This is a genomic window from Chromobacterium sp. Ag138 (assembly GCF_055181315.1).
Genome location: NZ_JBUPWA010000001.1, coordinates 2,378,177 through 2,393,914 on the forward strand (window position 1 = coordinate 2,378,177; position 15,738 = coordinate 2,393,914).

Annotated in this window: 16 protein-coding genes and 1 tRNA gene; 14 read left to right on the top strand and 3 right to left on the bottom strand. The window is 60.5% G+C overall.

The features are described from left to right. Nucleotide 1: 1 nt before the first annotated feature. The 7 genes from ACY3GB_RS10905 to ACY3GB_RS10935 all read left to right on the top strand — a co-directional run bounded on the left by ACY3GB_RS10905 (nucleotide 2) and on the right by ACY3GB_RS10935 (nucleotide 4,577). Nucleotides 2–76, top strand: a tRNA-Arg gene (locus ACY3GB_RS10905). A 181-nt stretch (nucleotides 77–257) separates the two neighbouring features. Continuing rightward, nucleotides 258–1,469, top strand: coding sequence for a tyrosine-type recombinase/integrase (locus ACY3GB_RS10910; protein ID WP_463088757.1), 1,212 nt, complete (start codon nucleotides 258–260; stop codon nucleotides 1,467–1,469). Nucleotides 1,470–1,509: 40 nt separating this feature from the next. Beyond that, the gene (locus tag ACY3GB_RS10915) at nucleotides 1,510–2,934 is read left to right on the top strand and encodes a DUF2971 domain-containing protein (RefSeq protein ID WP_463088758.1); all 1,425 of its coding nucleotides are present in this window, start codon (nucleotides 1,510–1,512) and stop codon (nucleotides 2,932–2,934) included. Nucleotides 2,935–3,476: 542 nt separating this feature from the next. Further along, nucleotides 3,477–3,695 carry a helix-turn-helix transcriptional regulator gene (locus ACY3GB_RS10920; protein WP_463088759.1) on the top strand — a complete coding sequence of 73 codons (219 nt, stop codon included), beginning with the start codon at nucleotides 3,477–3,479 and terminating at the stop codon, nucleotides 3,693–3,695. A 29-nt stretch (nucleotides 3,696–3,724) separates the two neighbouring features. Next, complete coding sequence (locus tag ACY3GB_RS10925) at nucleotides 3,725–3,859, top strand: hypothetical protein (protein WP_463088760.1); 135 nt, start codon at nucleotides 3,725–3,727, stop codon at nucleotides 3,857–3,859. A gap of 57 nt (nucleotides 3,860–3,916) precedes the next feature. After that, nucleotides 3,917–4,387 (top strand): hypothetical protein, encoded by a 471-nt coding sequence (locus ACY3GB_RS10930; protein ID WP_463088761.1) that lies wholly within the window; start codon nucleotides 3,917–3,919, stop codon nucleotides 4,385–4,387. A 67-nt stretch (nucleotides 4,388–4,454) separates the two neighbouring features. After that, nucleotides 4,455–4,577 carry a hypothetical protein gene (locus ACY3GB_RS10935; protein WP_463088762.1) on the top strand — a complete coding sequence of 41 codons (123 nt, stop codon included), beginning with the start codon at nucleotides 4,455–4,457 and terminating at the stop codon, nucleotides 4,575–4,577. Nucleotides 4,578–4,668: 91 nt separating this feature from the next. On the opposite strand, the gene lpxO is transcribed toward ACY3GB_RS10935, so the two are convergent. The 3 genes from lpxO to ACY3GB_RS10950 form a co-directional block, all read right to left on the bottom strand. After that, nucleotides 4,669–5,589, bottom strand: a complete 921-nt coding sequence (lpxO, locus tag ACY3GB_RS10940; protein ID WP_070979775.1) for a lipid A hydroxylase LpxO — start codon at nucleotides 5,587–5,589, stop codon at nucleotides 4,669–4,671. A 121-nt stretch (nucleotides 5,590–5,710) separates the two neighbouring features. Next, entirely contained in the window at nucleotides 5,711–6,445 is a 735-nt protein-coding gene (locus ACY3GB_RS10945; protein WP_463088763.1) for a metallophosphoesterase, read from the bottom strand. A 115-nt stretch (nucleotides 6,446–6,560) separates the two neighbouring features. Further along, a complete protein-coding gene (locus ACY3GB_RS10950) occupies nucleotides 6,561–8,873 on the bottom strand; it encodes a penicillin-binding protein 1A (RefSeq protein WP_463088764.1) in 2,313 nt (770 codons plus the stop codon). Nucleotides 8,874–9,072: 199 nt separating this feature from the next. On the opposite strand from ACY3GB_RS10950, the gene ACY3GB_RS10955 reads away from it, so the two are divergent. The 7 genes from ACY3GB_RS10955 to aroB are packed head-to-tail and all read left to right on the top strand — an operon-like array spanning nucleotide 9,073 to nucleotide 15,626. Beyond that, nucleotides 9,073–10,152: a pilus assembly protein PilM gene (locus tag ACY3GB_RS10955; protein ID WP_463088765.1), complete on the top strand. Its 1,080-nt coding sequence runs from the start codon at nucleotides 9,073–9,075 to the stop codon at nucleotides 10,150–10,152. After that, a complete protein-coding gene (locus tag ACY3GB_RS10960) occupies nucleotides 10,153–10,728 on the top strand; it encodes a PilN domain-containing protein (RefSeq protein ID WP_463088766.1) in 576 nt (191 codons plus the stop codon). It abuts the gene before it with no gap. Further along, nucleotides 10,725–11,336: a type IV pilus inner membrane component PilO gene (locus ACY3GB_RS10965; protein ID WP_463088767.1), complete on the top strand. Its 612-nt coding sequence runs from the start codon at nucleotides 10,725–10,727 to the stop codon at nucleotides 11,334–11,336. The genes ACY3GB_RS10960 and ACY3GB_RS10965 overlap by 4 nt, the downstream gene beginning before the upstream one ends. A 7-nt stretch (nucleotides 11,337–11,343) precedes the next feature. After that, nucleotides 11,344–11,865 carry a pilus assembly protein PilP gene (locus tag ACY3GB_RS10970; RefSeq protein ID WP_463088768.1) on the top strand — a complete coding sequence of 174 codons (522 nt, stop codon included), beginning with the start codon at nucleotides 11,344–11,346 and terminating at the stop codon, nucleotides 11,863–11,865. Then, complete coding sequence (pilQ, locus tag ACY3GB_RS10975) at nucleotides 11,862–13,958, top strand: type IV pilus secretin PilQ (protein ID WP_463088769.1); 2,097 nt, start codon at nucleotides 11,862–11,864, stop codon at nucleotides 13,956–13,958. The genes ACY3GB_RS10970 and pilQ overlap by 4 nt, the downstream gene beginning before the upstream one ends. A 34-nt stretch (nucleotides 13,959–13,992) precedes the next feature. Continuing rightward, nucleotides 13,993–14,547, top strand: coding sequence for a shikimate kinase AroK (gene aroK, locus ACY3GB_RS10980; RefSeq protein ID WP_021478276.1), 555 nt, complete (start codon nucleotides 13,993–13,995; stop codon nucleotides 14,545–14,547). Further along, nucleotides 14,547–15,626 (top strand): 3-dehydroquinate synthase, encoded by a 1,080-nt coding sequence (gene aroB / locus ACY3GB_RS10985; RefSeq protein WP_463088770.1) that lies wholly within the window; start codon nucleotides 14,547–14,549, stop codon nucleotides 15,624–15,626. Before aroK ends, aroB begins: the two co-directional genes overlap by 1 nt. Nucleotides 15,627–15,738 lie beyond the last annotated feature (112 nt).

Sequence of the window (15,738 nt, forward strand, 5' to 3'; positions counted from 1 at the left end):
CGTCTCCGTAGTTAAATGGATATAACGGCCCCCTCCTAAGGGGCAGTTACAGGTTCGATTCCTGTCGGGGGCGCCACCCACACTTCCAAAGCAGTCCGAGAAAGTCCAAAAACCCGCGCCAAATAAGGCTTTGCGGGTTTTTTTACGTCCAAACTCGTCCAAAACCATCCAGGCAAAGCCGGGGGTACGTGGGGGTATGATTGGTGGTATCTTGTGTACCCCCACATTTCGATACCCCCACGATAAGGAGTACCCCCATGCCCCTTACCGACGCCGCGATCAAAAGCGCCAAGCCCCGCGAGGATGGCAAACACCTCAAGCTCACGGATGGACAAGGGCTGTCGCTATGGGTCATGCCCACCGGCGCGAAGTATTGGCGGCTGAAGTATCGGATCAATGGCAAAGAAAAACTGCTGGCGCTGGGCGTATACCCGGAAGTGAGCCTGAAGGAAGCCAGGCTAAAGCGCGACGATGCCCGCAAGCAGATTGCCGATGGTGAAGACCCAGCCGCGATGCGCAAGATGGACAAGGTGATCAAGCTGGCAGCGGCCGCCAATACCTTTGAAGCCATCGCACTGGAGTGGCATGCAAGGGAAAGCCACGAATGGTCCGCCGCCCACAGCGAGCGCGTCCTATCAGCCATGCAGACCCACATCTTCCCCTACGTCGGGGACAGGCCAATCCACGAGATTCGCCCGCTGGAGCTGCTGGAAGTGCTGCGCAAGGTGGAGAGCGCCGGCAACATCGACACCACCAAGCGCCTAAGGCAACGCTGCTCAGCCGTCTTCCGCTTGGCCATCCTGACCGGCCGTTGCGACAGCGACCCAGCCGCGCCGCTGACCGACGCCCTCAAAAGCCAGCAATCCACCCCGCGCAAGGCCCTGATGCGCGAGGATATCCCCGTCTTTCTGGAAGCGCTGGAGAAATATGACGGTAGCGTGCAAACTAAGCTAATGATGAAGCTAATGCTTCTGACCTTCACCCGCGTCGGAGAAATGGCCATGGCAAGATGGGAAGAGATCAACTTCGACAAAGCGCTGTGGACCATCCCGCCGGAGCATCGCAAGCTGCCAGAGAAATCCAAGAGAACAGCGCCGCCGCATCTGGTCCCGCTATCCAGGCAAGCCTTGGAAGTGCTGCACCAGCTCCACACCATCAGCGGCGGCCGGGAACACATCTTCCCCAACCGCAACAGTCCACGCCGGCCGATGTCGCCGGAAACCTTGCGCCGCGCCCTTCACAGCATGGGCTTTCGAGGAAAAGCCGACGTCCACGGCTTCCGCTCCACAGCATCGACCATCCTGAACGAAGAAGGCTTCAATCCTGATGCGATTGAGCGCCAGCTATCTCATATTGAAACCAACAAAGTGCGGGCTGCTTATAACCGGGCCGAATACATGGAGGAACGGAAGAAGATGATGCAGTGGTGGGCGAATTTCTTGACATCGCTACAGAGAAATTTCAAATAGAAAATCAAACCACTTACACTTACAAAATATGGAATATAAAATGAGCACGGAACACATATATAGATTCAGAAGTATTAAAAGTCTTCTCGGAGAAAATGAAGAGTTAAATAAGCAAGAAATATATTTTGCAGCCCCACACCAACTAAATGATCCAATGGAGGGGCTGAAAGACATATTTTGGCAAGGGGATGCCATCGCATGGAAGAATTTTTTCCGGCATTATGTTGCATGCTTAAGCAATGCATATATGCATTATGCCATAAGCGGAGAGGACCATTTTCAAAAATGGAAATATATTTCAATTAAAAATCCATTCTTCTCAAATAAAGAATTAAAACTACAAGAGCTACAAAATTCAATATGGGGCAAATTCCATTCAAACCAACACGTACAAGAATACATCAAAGTAATCTCTAAGCCAAACTTCAAACCAAGAACTCAGCAAGTTTTACGCCACATAAATACAATACACCACTTAGCAGCAATAACAATTATAGAGGAACATTCAATTCGAGGCCTCAGAGAGCCAGTCACAATAGACCCAGTTGCAAAAGAAGGTATAAACAAGCAAATAATTGCTGAAATAAATAGATGTCAAGAAATACATTCCGCCACTGAAAAAGATGGAAAATTTGAAGCTTTAATTGAAAAATTAAGCCTAACTCAAAAATTGTTTTATGACGGATTGAAAATTGCAACAATACATAATAACAAAAGAGAAAAATATCAGGAGAATTTAGAATTTATAAAGACGCACTTCCCTGAAGAGTATTTACATGAAATAGAAAAATTAATATACCCAGATTGGTACACTGCCTGCTTCATGCGAGACTGCAGTAACTCTTCAGTATGGGGGAGTTATGGCGATAACCATACTGGTGTTTGTTTAAAATTTAAAGCAGAGAAAGAAAAGGGTCGAAAACTATCCATAAAATTAAAAATTAACCATCCGCATGAGAAATTACCCAGGATTGAAAAACTAACTTTCCACCCTATAAATTACAATGCAAAACATATATCGATAGACTTCTTTAGAACCCTTGGGAACATTACGTATCAAGAGCAAGCGCACTGGTTCCTTGATGAAGCCGGAGAAAGAAGCTCGTGCGCTGAATCTAATTTTTCTTCGGAAGAACAAAGATTAGAATACTGGGATAATTATTACAAAACAATCACAGTAAAAACAAAGGACTGGAGCTTCGAAAAAGAGCAGAGATTAATATTAAACAGTATGGCAAGCGATTTGTCAGATAAGCAGTATAGGCTAGCAACATATGACTTATCCTCTTTGGATGGAATAATATTTGGAATCAAAACAAACATCCAAGATAAATTGAAAATTATTGAAATTATAAAGAGCAAATGCATTACTGAAGGACGAAAGAGTTTTATTTTTTATCAAGCATTTTACGCCCCCCAAAGTGGCAAAATTGAACACGGCGAGATATTAAAAATACAATTTTAGACATGCAAAATAATAATAGGCATCGAAAGTGATCACCCAAAGGTAAGGTGACCACTTCCAGTTCCACCCAGCGCGCGCCATCGAAGCCCCGCCTCGCCCCCACGCTTCATATGCCGCTAATCATGCACCTGCATGAACCCGCGCCAGGCCCGCACCGTATGGCCTGGCGCGCTGTTTTTCTCCTGCCAAGATTCATGCGCTTTCATGCACTCTATGCATGCAGTCGCCGTTTTGGCTGACTGACAATTCCGCCTTTCCCTTTCTCTTCCCGCTGAAATCTTCCGCCGAGTTTGTCCGGTACGGTCCGTATTCATCCGATATGGTCCTGATATTCAGAAATCAGCCCACCTATTTCTGTTTCTTGCCCTGTCGTCAATAGCCCAATCTGTGTTTTTTCGGCTTTTCAAGTTTCGTTGTTGTGTGGCGATTCCACACAACAAGCCCGCCAAACTCAATTTGAAATTTCTGAAATACTGCGTTCGCTGATCGGCGTATCCGATTGCATCCACTGATATTCAGACAAAACGATAAGGACAAATTAAATGACCGCTATTGCCCCTTCGCTCACCGCCCAGCCGCTGCGCTTTCTGCGCTTGCCGGAAGTCATCTCTACGTGCGGCCTGTCCCGCTCGTCGGTACACGACGCCATCAAGCGCGGCAGCTTTCCGGCCCCGGTGCCGCTGGGCGGCAAGAGCGTGGCCTGGCTGTCGTCTGAAATCGATGTCTGGATGGCTGGACGCATCGCCGCCCGCCACGCCTAACCGCCAATAAACGCACCCGGACTCAGAACATGCATATCCAGAACCCCAATACCCAAGAAACCGTGGCTTTCGCCGTCGCCGGCCTGACCGAACGCCTGGCCGCCTTCGAGCAAGACCTCAACGCCTGGCAGGCCCTGGCGGACAATGCCGCCCGCCGCGTCTAGACGGCCGAAGCGCTGCGCAATGAAGCCGAGCAGACGCGCAAGGACTGCCGCCAGGCGATGCGCGCAACCCTGGGCATTCCCACCAAGGCGGTGCGCGAGCTGAAGAGCAAGGAAATGGCCAATCTGGAATTGGCCGAAGAAACGCTGAAGATCGCCCAAGAAGAAAAGATTCTGGCCGAAAAGCAACAGGAAGCGCTGTTCGAGCAGCGCGAAGCCCTGGTGCAGGAGCGCCACGCGCTGCGCCGCCAGTATTGGGACGCGGTGCTGGACGATCAAATCGCGCAATGGGGGCAACAGCTGCCGGTGCTGGCGCTGCTGTTGGCTGAAGCGCCCAAGGCGTGCATCGAGCGGCTGTTCGGCCGCGCCGAGCTGCGCAGAAATCAAGAGGAGTTCTATGCCGCGCAGCAGCCCGGCGAGCTGCAACAGGCGCTGCACACCGCGCCTCAGGCGGAGCCGGATGACTTGCAGCCCTGCTCAACCAGCCACTACCGCCGCTGGCCCAACGCGACGAGCAATACCAAGCCCTGATCAACCGCTAAGCGAGAACCCGACATGCAAAACGCTACCCGCCAAGCGCTGGATCATTTCACTGGAATTGCTGGACGCCCAGCGCCAGCTCTATGCCGCCAAACAGGCGCTGCTCGACCTGCGGCGCGGCGAGTTCGGCAACGCGGTGGCGCTGTACAAGGCGCTGGGCGGCGGCTTGATCGACCATTGATTTCCGGCAACACAGACGCCCCCCACCGGGCGCGCCGCGCAATGAAAAACCGCGCTCATCGGCGCGGTTTTTCATTTCCCAACGAGTACTCTTAGCGCCACGCGCCCCAGAACAGCCACAGCACGATGGGGCCGCCCAGGATCAGCCACTTCAGCAGATAGTAGGTGAAGCGGCTCTGCGCCTTGATCTTCTTGCCCAGCAGGCGCACCTGCTGGATGTAGCGGAAGGCGCGGTTGAGGCCGCCGACGCGGTCGCCCGCCTCGTTCGGCGAATTGGCCGCGCCCACCAGCACCCGGCTGACGATGCGGTTGATCACCCGCGCCGGCCAGAACCACATCGGCCGCTCCACGTCGCAGAACAGGATGATGCGGTTCTGGTCGGTGGTGTTTTCCGCGTAGTGCAGATAGGTTTCGTCGAAGATCACCGCCTCGCCGTCGCGCCAGCTGTATTTTTCGCCGTCCACGTCGATGAAGCAGCCGTCGTCGTTGGGCGTGATCAGGCCCAGGTGGTAGCGCACCGAGCCGGCGAACGGGTCGCGGTGGCGCACCAGGCGGCTGCCCGGCGGCAGCGCGGCGAACATCGCCGCCTTGATGTTGGGAAACTGCCTCAACAATTCGGTGGTGTACGGGCACAGCGCCTGGGCGGACGCGTGATCCTGGCCGTACCATTTCAGGTAGAAGCGCTTCCAGCCGGTTTTGAAGAAGCTATTGAAGCCCAGGTCGTCGTACTTGTCCGAGGCCTTGATATTGCCGCGGTCGTACAGCGCCACCGCCTCTTCGCGGATCTTCTCCCAGTTGGCGGTCAGCGCCTGCAGCTCGGGGAAGCGCGCCACCGGCAGATAGGGCTTGGGCGGCACCTTGGAAAACAGATACATGAAGCAGTTGATCGGCGCCATGATGGTGGAGTGGTCGCTCAACTGGCGCCAGAATCCCAGCCGCACGCGGCCGCGGAAATGCACGTAAAGGGTGGACAGCACGAAAACCGCCACCACCAGAATCTTGAAATAAGGCATCGGCAACTCCAGACAATCAGAGCGACATTGTAAAACGACGGGACCATCAGCGCAGGCTTATTCGGGCAAAACTGGCCGCAAGATACAAAAAATGGCCGCATCTTCAGCAATTTGGACCCTTTCAGACAAATACCGTTCGTACCGAATAGCCGTCTGCGGCAAGGTCGAACAGCCGGTAGCCGCGCCGGTCGTCGATCTCGATGTCGCATGCGCCCCGCGTCCACTGGAAACAGGTTGCCGGCCCCACTTCCAGCGTCTTGCCGCGATAGGCGATGCTGTGCTCGCCGTGCACATGGCCGCAGATCACCAGTTTCAGCGCCGCCGCCGCCGTCGCGGCCTGCCAGAACGGCGAGGCCTGCTCCAGCATGCAGTCGTCCAGCAGCGGCGTGCCCACCGCCAGCGGATGATGGTGCAGCACCACGGCCGCCGGGCCCTCTCCCGCCGCGTCGAGGCGCTGGCGCAGCCGCTCCAGCTCGGCGTCGCCGATCCGGCCGCCGTCCTGCCCGGCCACGCAGCTGTCGACGCCGATGAAGGTCCAGCCGCCCAGCGCCAGCGTCTCCAGCGGCCGCAGGAAAGCATAGCCGGCGAACACCCGCGCCATCGCCGCGCGGTCGTCGTGGTTGCCGGCGATCCAGTGCACCGGCACGCCCAGCGCGGCCAGCGCCTCCGCCGCCAAGTGGTACGACGCCTCCGATTCGTCCTGCGACACGTCCCCGGTCAGCAAGACCGCCTCAACGCTCTCCTCCGTCAGCAGCGCCGCCAGCACCCGATCCAGCGCGGCATGGGTGTCGCGTCCCAGCAGGCGGCCCCGCCGGTCGGCGAACAGGTGCAGATCGGTCAGTTGCGCGATTCTCATCGCCATCCCTCGCTTTCATGTCGAAGGCATCGATTATCGCCCAGGCGGCGCGCCGGCACAGCCATAAAAAAACCGGCGGGATGTCCCGCCGGTTGTTTGCGCCCGGAAAAGGGGATCAGAACAGCTGATCCTTGACGTTCTCCACCGCGTCCTGGGCGGCGGGCTTGCCGCTGTCGGTGTCCGTCTGCGGCGCGCTGGCGTCGCCCTCGCCGCCCGGCACCGAGCCCTGGTTGTCGATATGCAGCTCCGGATTGGTCTTCTGGAACTCTTCGTAGTAGTACTCGTCGCCGCCGCGCTGGCCGGCGCCCGGTTTCACCACGATGCCCTGCGGCACCGGCAGCTCCACTTCCGGCTGCCCCTTCAAGGCGTTGCCCATGTAGTTGATCCAGATCGGCAGCGCGGCAGTGCCGCCGTAGCCGTAGCGGCCCAGCGAGCGCGGCTGGTCGAAGCCCACCCAGGTGGCGGCCGCCAGATTGGGATTGAAGCCGACGAACCAGGCGTCCTTCCAGTCGGAGGTGGTGCCGGTCTTGCCCGCCAGATCGGTGCGGCCCAGGCTCATCGCGCGGAAGCCGGTGCCATAGCGGACCACGTCGCCCATCATCGAACGCATGATGAAGGCGTTGCGCGGATCGATCGCCTGCTGGGCGTTCTGACCGGCCACGGTGGGAACGGTCTTGGCCAGCACGCGGCCGGACTGGTCTTCGATGCGGTCGATGAAGAAGGCCTTGGTGCGGTAGCCGCCGTTGGCGAACACCGAGTAGCCCTCCACCATCTGCAGCGGCGTCACCGAGCCCGCGCCCAGCGCCATCGGCAGGTACGCCGGGTGCTGCTTGGCGGAGAAGCCGAAGCGCTGCAGGTATTGCTGGGCGTAGTCGGTGCCCACCGCCATCAGCACGCGCACCGACACCAGGTTCTTGGACCGGGTCAGGCCCTGGCGCAAGGTGATCATGCCAGAGAACTTGCCGTCGTCGTTCTTGGGCGTCCACATCTGGCCATTTACCCCGGGCACCGACAACGGCGCGTCGTTGATCAGCGTCGACGGCGTGATGCCGCGCTCGATGCCCGACGAGTAGATGAAGGGCTTGAACGAGGAGCCCGGCTGGCGCCAGGCCTGGGTCACGTGATTGAAGCTGCGGCGGTTGAAGTCGAAGCCGCCGATCAGCGACTTGATCGCGCCGGTGCGAGTGTCGAGCGACACGAAGGCGCCTTCCACTTCCGGCATCTCCACGATCTCCCAATAGCCCTTGGCGTTGGCCTGCACGCGGATCACCGCGCCGCGGCGGATCTGCAGCTGGGCCGACGCCTTGCTGCTCAACGCGCGGCGGGCGAAATCGAGGCCCGCGCCCTTGATCGACGCGATCTTGCCGCCGCGCATGTAGGCTCTCACCTCGGACGGGCTGGCCGACAGCACGATGGCCGGCAGCATGTCGCCGCTGTCGCGCAGATCGCCCATCGCCTCGTCCAATGCCTCGGTAACGTCTTCGCCGTCGCCGGCCGGCAGGTCGAGGAAGCTTTCCGGACCGCGGTAGCCGGTCTTGCGGTCGTAGTCGATCAGGCCGGCGCGCAGCGCGTCGTACGCCCATTTCTGGTGGCGGCTGTCCACGGTGGTGTAGACCTTGAAGCCTTCGGTATACGCCGCTTCCTTGTAACGCTCGTACATCGCCTGCCGTACCATTTCCGCAACATACTGGCCGGGCTGGCTGGTTTCCGCCACCTGGCCGGCCAGATGCAGCGGCTCGGCCAGCGCCTGGTCGTACTGGTCCTGGGTGATGAAATTCAGCTCGCGCATGCGGCGCAGCACATATTGCTGGCGCAACTTGGCGCGATCGGGATTCACGATGGGGTTGTACGCCGACGGCGCCTTGGGCAGGCCGGCCAGCATCGCCATCTGGGCGGGGCTCAGGTCGTTCAGCGACTTGCCGTAATAGGTCTGCGCCGCGGCGGCGAAGCCGTAAGCCCGCTGCCCAAGGTAGATCTGGTTGAAGTACAGTTCCAGAATCTGGTCCTTGCTCAGCGTGTGCTCGATCTTGAACGCCAGCAGCGCTTCATTGAATTTCCGGGTGAAGGTTTTCTCGCTGGACAGGAAGAAGTTCTTCGCCACCTGCATGGTGATGGTGCTGGCGCCTGAACGGGCATGGCCGGACACCAGGTTGCCGACGGCGGCGCGCATGATGCCGAGGTAGTCGATGCCGCTATGCTGATAGAAACGCTCGTCCTCGGCGGCCAGCACCGCCTGCTTCATCAGCTGCGGCACTTCGTGGATGCGGGAGAACGAACGCCGCTCTTCGCCGAATTCGCCCAACAGCTGGTTGTCGGCGGAATAGACGCGGAGCGGAATTTTCGGACGGTAGTCCGTGATTACATCAAGGCTTTGCAGGCGCGGGTAGGTTATGATGATTGCAATCGCGGCGGCACCCGCGAGCAACACCACGCCACCTAGGAATACGCCTGCCAAAATAGCAAGAAATCGTCTGAGCATATTTACGATGGGCTTTCACTGGAAACCGGATTATAACGTCTTGTGAAAGCCAACAAGACAAACAATGGCGGCAACAGTTCGATTTTCTGTTGCATGAGACCGGATCGAGGCGCGGATGCTAATCGATAAATTCAGGCTCGGGCGCTCCTTGCTCGAACAACTGGGGCTGGGGAAATCCCACAATTCGCCGCTGCTTGGGCTGGACATCAGCAGCACCGCGATCAAGCTGGTCGAACTCTCGCGCAACGGCCGCAACATCCAGGTGGAGCGGTACGTGACCGAACCGCTGCCCAAGGACGCGGTCAACGACGGCAACCTGGTCGACATCGACGGCATCTCCGAAACGCTGCGCCATGGCTGGAAACGCCTGGGCAGCCCGATACGCAGCGTCGCCATCGCCATCCCCACGCCGATGGCCATCTACAAGAAGCTGCTGGTGCCGGCCAGCCAGACCGAAGACATGGACGATCTGATCGAGTCCGAGGCCAACCAGATCATCCCCTTTCCGCTCGACGAGGTGAACCTCGACCACCAGGTGCTGGGCCCGTCGCCGTCCAGCCTGGACGATCTGGAAGTGCTGCTGTGCGCCGCCCGCAAGGAAAAAGTGGAAGAGCGCGTGGCGGTGGTGGAGATGGCCGGCCTGCGCGCCCAAGTGGTGGACGTGGAATCGTTCGCGATGATGACGGCCTTCGAGCAGATCCAGCAGCAGCTGCCGGACGAAGGCATGAACCAGACCTTCGCGCTGTTCGACATCGGCGCCACCCGCATCCACTGCAACATCATCCGCAACAACCAGCAGATCTACTATCGCGAGCAGATGTTCGGCGGACACCAGCTGACCCGCGACGTCCAGCGCCGCTACAACATCAGCTTCGAGGAAGCCGAAAGCGGCAAGCGCAGCATGGCCCTGCCCGACGGCTACGAATCGGAGCTGATGCATCCGTTCATCGATTCGCTGGCGCAGGAAATCCAGCGCGCGCTGCAATTCTTCTACACCACCGTCAGCGTGTCGCAATATCTGCGCGTCGACTACATCCTGCTGGCCGGCGGCTGCAGCATGCTGCCCGGGCTCGACGACGCGGTGGCCGGCCGCACCCAGATCAGCACCATGATCGCCAACCCGTTCACCACGCTGGTCCAGGCGCCCGGCATCCGGCTGAAAGAGCTGCTGATGGACGCGCCCTCGCTGCTGATCGCCTGCGGGCTGGCGCTCAGGAGGTTCGACTGAATGATCCGGGTCAACCTCCTTCCCCACCGCGAACAGAAGAAAGCCGCGCACCGGCTGCGCTTCCAGCTGCTGCTGGGCGCCGCCGTCCTCGTTTCGCTGATGCTGCTGACCATAGGCTATATGGTGTTGCAACACCAGATTTCGGAGCAGGAGGCGCGCAACCACGTCCTGCAGGCGGAGATCGGCAAGCTGGACCGGCAGATCAAGGACATCGGCAAGCTGAAGAAACAGCGCGATGACCTGCTGGCGCGCAAACAGCTGGTGGAGCGGCTGCAGGAGGGACGGAACTCCGCGGTGCACCTGTTCGACCAGCTGGTGCGCCAGACCCCTGACGGCGTGTATCTGAAAAGCTTCAAGCAGACCGGCAACCAGGCGACGCTGACCGGCTACGCCCAATCCGGCGCCCGGGTTTCCAGCTACATGCGCCAGCTCGGCCAGTCGGAAACCTTCGACGCGCCGGTGCTGGTCGAAGTCAGTTCGATCATCGTCAACAATCAGCGCGTCAGCGCGTTTACGCTCAATGCCACGATGAAGCAAAGCCTGCCCTCCAACAAACCCGCCGGAGCCACGCCATGACGCTGGACGAACTGCGCGCGCTCGACCCCAAGGACATGCCCAACTGGCCGCTGCAGGCCCAGATGCTGATGTTGTTCCTGCTCTTGCTGCTGGTCGTGGGGCTGGGCTATTTCTTCGTGCTGGGCGAGCAGCTGGACAAGCTGGGCCTGTCCCGCCAGCAGGAAGCCACGCTGAAGCAGACCTTCATCGACAAGAAACGCCAAGCGGTGAACCTGGACGCGCTGGAACAACAATTGAAGGAAATCGACGCCTCCTTCGGCGCCCTGCTCAAGCAACTGCCGACCAAGTCCGACATGGATACCTTGCTCACCGAAATCAACCAGGCGGGCATCGGCCGCGGGCTGCAATTCGACCTGTTCAAACCCGGCGCCGAAACCCGCACCGCGGAAATGGCCGAAGTGCCGATCACCATCCGCCTGACCGGCTCGTATAACGATCTGGCGGCCTTCGTCAACGACATCGCCCAGCTGTCCCGTATCGTCACCATCGGCGAAATCAGCCTCACGCCTAGCGGTAACAAAGACAACCGGCTGGTCATGGACGCGACGGCCCGCACCTACCGGGCGCTGGAGCCCGGCGAACGCCTTGGCGCGCTGGCGCAGAAGTGACGATGCGATGATGAGAAGAATAGCGATCTGCCTGCTCCCGCTGCTGCTGAGCGCCTGCGGCGACAACAGCAACGACGACCTGAGGCAATGGATGGCCAACAGCAGCCTGGGCCTGCGCGGCCAGATCGAACCGTTGCCTCAAGTGCAGGCCTATAAGCCGTTCAACTATCAAGCCTATGACCTGACCGATCCGTTCAATCCGCAGAAGCTGCAAGCGGGCAAGCGCCAGAATTCGGCCAACGCGCCGGACCTGAGCCGCCCGAGGGAGGCGTTGGAAAATTACGATCTGGACAAACTGGAAATGGTGGGCACGATACGGCGGAGCGCCGCCATCTACGCGCTGATCCGCACGCCGGAGGGATCCGTCTACCGCGTGCAGCCCGGCAACTACATGGGGCTGAACTTTGGCAAGGTCACCTCGATCAGCGATGCGGAAGTGCAGCTTGCCGAAACCGTCGAAGATCTGAATGGAGAGTGGGTGCAGCGCGGCAGCAGCCTGCATCTTGCAGAACAAGGGCAGAACAAATGAAAAGACTCGGCATCGCATTGTGGACAGGCCTGGCCTTGTGCCTGGCGGGGGGATTCGCCGTCGCCGCGCCGGCCATCACCGCGCTGGACGCGGGCAAGGTGGACGGCAACCGGCAGACGCTGCAAATCACCTTCGACGGCCCGGCAGTCAAGCCCAACAGCTTCTCCCTGTCCAACCCGCCCCGCATCGCGCTGGACTTCGCCAATACCGGCGTCAAGATGTCCAAACCCTCGCTCAGCGTCGACAGTCCGCTGCTGCGCTCCGCCGTCGCGGTGGAGGCCAGCGGCCGCTCGCGGCTGGTGCTCAACCTGGCCCGCAACGCCAGCTACCGCAGCGAGATCAGCGGCAACCGCCTGCTGCTGACGCTGGACAGCTCCACCTCTGCCGAGCAAGCGTCCGCCACGCCGCAGGAGATCGCGCCGACCGCCCGCGCCGACACCCAGGCGCAGGCCGCCGCGGGCGGCGCGGCCGGCCTGGATTTCCGCCGCGGCCGCAACGGCGAGGGCCGGGTGGAGCTGGCGCTGCCCAGCGCCAACACGCCGGTGGACATCCGCCGCGACGGCGCCAACCTGATGGTCGACATCGCCAGCGCCTCGTTGCCGCCCCAGTTGGTGCGCCGCATCGACGTCACCGACTTCGGCACCCCGGTGGCCAAGGTGGACGCCGCCAACCTGGGCCGCAACATCCGCGTCACCGTGCTGCCGCAAGGCGACTGGGAATACTCGTCCTACCAGACCGACGGCAAGCTGGTGATCGAGGTGCGGCGCCCCGCGCTGACAATGGCTGGCGGCGACGCCGGCAAACCGCTGTACAAGGGCGACAAGCTGTCGCTCAACTTCCAGAACATCGAGATCCGCACCGTGCTGCAGGTGATCGCCGAGTTCACCGGCCTCAACGTCGTCACCAGCGACTCGGTCACCGGCAACATCACGCTCCGGCTGAAGGACGTGCCCTGGGACCAGGCGCTGGACCTGATCCTGCAAAGCAAAGGCCTGGACCAGCGCCGCAACGGCAACATCATCCAGATCGCGCCGCGGGACGAGCTGTTGGCGCGCGACAAGCAGGTGCAGGAGGCGCGGCAACAACTGGCCACGCTGGAGCCGCTGCGCTCCGAAACCTTCGTGCTGCGCTACCGCTCGGCAGAGGACTTCAAGAAAGTGCTGGACGGCGACAACAACTCCGGCAAAAAGGAAAGCCTGCTGTCGGAACGCGGCAGCGTGCTGATCGACCCCAAGACCAACACCCTGATCGTCAACGATATCGGCACGGCGATCGACAAGATCCGCGACGTGATCGCCAAGACCGACATCCCGGTGAAGCAGGTGCTGATCGAGGCCCGCATCGTCGAAGCCACCGACAACTGGGAGCGCGACCTGGGCATCAAGCTCACCTATGACCGCGCCGATCCCAAGGGCATCATCTCCGGCAACCCGCTGGGCACCAACGTCAACAACGTCACCAACCTGAACACCAACCAGCCCTATGTGATCCAAACCACGCCCGCCGGCGTCAACCTGCCGATCGCCAATCCGTCCGGCACGTTGTCCGCGCTGTACAACGTCGGCCACTCGGTGATCCTGGGCCTGGAGCTGCAGGCGATGCAGGCCGAGGACAAAGGCCGCATCATTTCCAGTCCGCGGGTGATGACCGCCGACCGCCAGGAAGCCACCATCGAGCAGGGCACCGAAATCCCCTATCAGGAAGCCAGCTCCAGCGGCGCCACGTCGGTGTCGTTCAAGAAGGCCGTGCTCAGCCTCAAGGTGAAGCCGCAGATCACGCCCGACAACCACGTGATGATGGACATCACCGTCAACAAGGATTCGGCCAACTTCCAGCAGACCGTGAACGGCACGCCGTCGCTGTCGACCGAGAAGATCACCACCCAGGTGCTGGTGGACAACGGCGGCACCGTGGTGCTGGGCGGCATCTATCAACAGCAGCTGGACAACGTGGTCAACAAGGTGCCCTTCCTCGGCGACATCCCCTTGCTGGGCGCGCTGTTCCGCAGCTCTCAGAAGATAGACAAGCGCAGCGAGCTGCTGATTTTCATCACCCCGAAAGTGATCAACGACCTGGTGGCCGCGTCGCGCTGAAGGGCCAAGACAGATTCATTAACGATCAGCTACAATGCCTGCCATGGAGAAACTGGCAGGCAACTTTTTTCTGGTCGGTCTGATGGGCGCGGGCAAGACCACGGTGGGCAGGGCGCTGGCGCGCCGCACCGGCAAGACGTTCTACGATTCCGACCAGGAGATCGAGGCGCGCACCGGCGTGCGCGTGGCCACCATCTTCGACATCGAAGGCGAGCTCCGCTTCCGCAATCGCGAAGCCTGCGTGATACGCGACCTGGCCCAGCAGCGGGACATCGTGCTCGCCACCGGCGGCGGCGCCGTGATGCGCGAGGAAAACCGCAAGGTTCTGGCCAGCCACGGCACCGTGATCTACCTGCGCGCCGCGATAGACGACCTTCTCGCCCGCACCCAGCATGACAAGAACCGTCCCCTGCTGCAGATAGCCGATCCGCGGGCCAAGCTGGAAAGCCTGTTCAACGAGCGCGATCCGCTGTACCGCGAGATCGCCGACATCATCATCGACACCACCCAGCAGAACGTCAATCTGCTGGTCGCCCGCCTGTTCGACCAGCTGTTGGCTTCACCGCACCATCCCAAGGAAACCGACTAGTGATCACCCTCGACCTGATCCTTCCCGACACCCGATACCCGATACACATTGGCCACGGACTCCTGGAACAGGTCGATCTGCTGCTGCCCCACCTGCCGCTGCCCAAGGTGGCCATCGTCAGCAACGCCACTGTCGCGCCGCTCTACCTGTCCCGGCTGCAGCAAGCGCTTGAGACCCGCGGCGTGGCCTGCTCCAGCGTGGTGCTACCCGACGGCGAACGGCACAAGGACTGGCAGACGCTGAATCTGATCTTCGACGCGCTGCTGTCCGGCAACGCCGAGCGCAAGACCACGCTGATCGCGCTGGGCGGCGGCGTGATAGGCGACATGACCGGCTTCGCCGCCGCCTGCTACCAGCGCGGCGCGCCCTTCATCCAGATTCCCACCACTCTGCTCGCGCAGGTGGACTCCTCGGTCGGCGGCAAAACCGCGATCAACCACCCGCTCGGCAAGAACATGATCGGCGCCTTCTACCAGCCGAAGGCCGTCATCGCCGACATGGATCTGCTGGCCACCCTGCCCGACCGCGAGCTGTCCGCCGGCCTGGCCGAAGTGATCAAGTACGGCCTGCTCGGCGACGCCGGCTTCCTCGCCTGGCTGGAAGCCAATATGGCCAAACTGCGCGCGCGCGACGGCGAAGCGCTGCAATACGCGGTGAAGCGCAGCTGCGAAATGAAGGCCGCCATCGTTTCCGAGGACGAAAAGGAAAACGGCGTGCGCGCGCTGTTGAACCTGGGCCACACCTTCGGCCACGCCATCGAGGCCGGCCTGGGCTACGGCGCATGGCTGCACGGCGAGGCGGTGGCCGCCGGCATGGTCTTGGCCGCCGCGGCCTCCGCCGAGCTCGGCTGGATCAGCCGGGACGACGTGGAGCGCGTGCGCCGGCTGATCGCCGCCGCCGGCCTGCCGGCCAAGGCGCCCGCCATGCCGACCGAACAGTGGCTGAGCCTGATGAGCCACGACAAGAAGGTCGAGGCCGGCACCGTGCGCTTCGTGCTGTTGCGCTCGCTGGGCCAGGCCGTGATAGAGTCGGGACTGGACACCGCCTTGCTGGACCGGATTCTGCGCGAAAACAGCTGATCCCGGCTGTCCGGGCGGCCTGGCTACGGATTTATACGAATTGCCAAGTCGCCCGCCTCGTCAGAATAATCAACAGACTAAATAAGATGTTGTCACACGAGGGGGGAGAAAT

Bases quoted from the DNA above. Each gene is read 5' to 3' on its own strand.
- ACY3GB_RS10910 (WP_463088757.1), top strand. From the start codon at position 258: ATGCCCCTTACCGACGCCGCGATCAAAAGCGCCAAGCCCCGCGAGGAT.
- ACY3GB_RS10915 (WP_463088758.1), top strand. From the start codon at position 1,510: ATGAGCACGGAACACATATATAGATTCAGAAGTATTAAAAGTCTTCTC.
- ACY3GB_RS10920 (WP_463088759.1), top strand. From the start codon at position 3,477: ATGACCGCTATTGCCCCTTCGCTCACCGCCCAGCCGCTGCGCTTTCTG.
- ACY3GB_RS10925 (WP_463088760.1), top strand. From the start codon at position 3,725: ATGCATATCCAGAACCCCAATACCCAAGAAACCGTGGCTTTCGCCGTC.
- ACY3GB_RS10930 (WP_463088761.1), top strand. From the start codon at position 3,917: ATGCGCGCAACCCTGGGCATTCCCACCAAGGCGGTGCGCGAGCTGAAG.
- lpxO (WP_070979775.1), bottom strand. From the start codon at position 5,589: ATGCCTTATTTCAAGATTCTGGTGGTGGCGGTTTTCGTGCTGTCCACC.
- ACY3GB_RS10945 (WP_463088763.1), bottom strand. From the start codon at position 6,445: ATGAGAATCGCGCAACTGACCGATCTGCACCTGTTCGCCGACCGGCGG.
- ACY3GB_RS10960 (WP_463088766.1), top strand. From the start codon at position 10,153: ATGATCCGGGTCAACCTCCTTCCCCACCGCGAACAGAAGAAAGCCGCG.
- ACY3GB_RS10965 (WP_463088767.1), top strand. From the start codon at position 10,725: ATGACGCTGGACGAACTGCGCGCGCTCGACCCCAAGGACATGCCCAAC.
- ACY3GB_RS10970 (WP_463088768.1), top strand. From the start codon at position 11,344: ATGATGAGAAGAATAGCGATCTGCCTGCTCCCGCTGCTGCTGAGCGCC.
- pilQ (WP_463088769.1), top strand. From the start codon at position 11,862: ATGAAAAGACTCGGCATCGCATTGTGGACAGGCCTGGCCTTGTGCCTG.
- aroK (WP_021478276.1), top strand. From the start codon at position 13,993: ATGCCTGCCATGGAGAAACTGGCAGGCAACTTTTTTCTGGTCGGTCTG.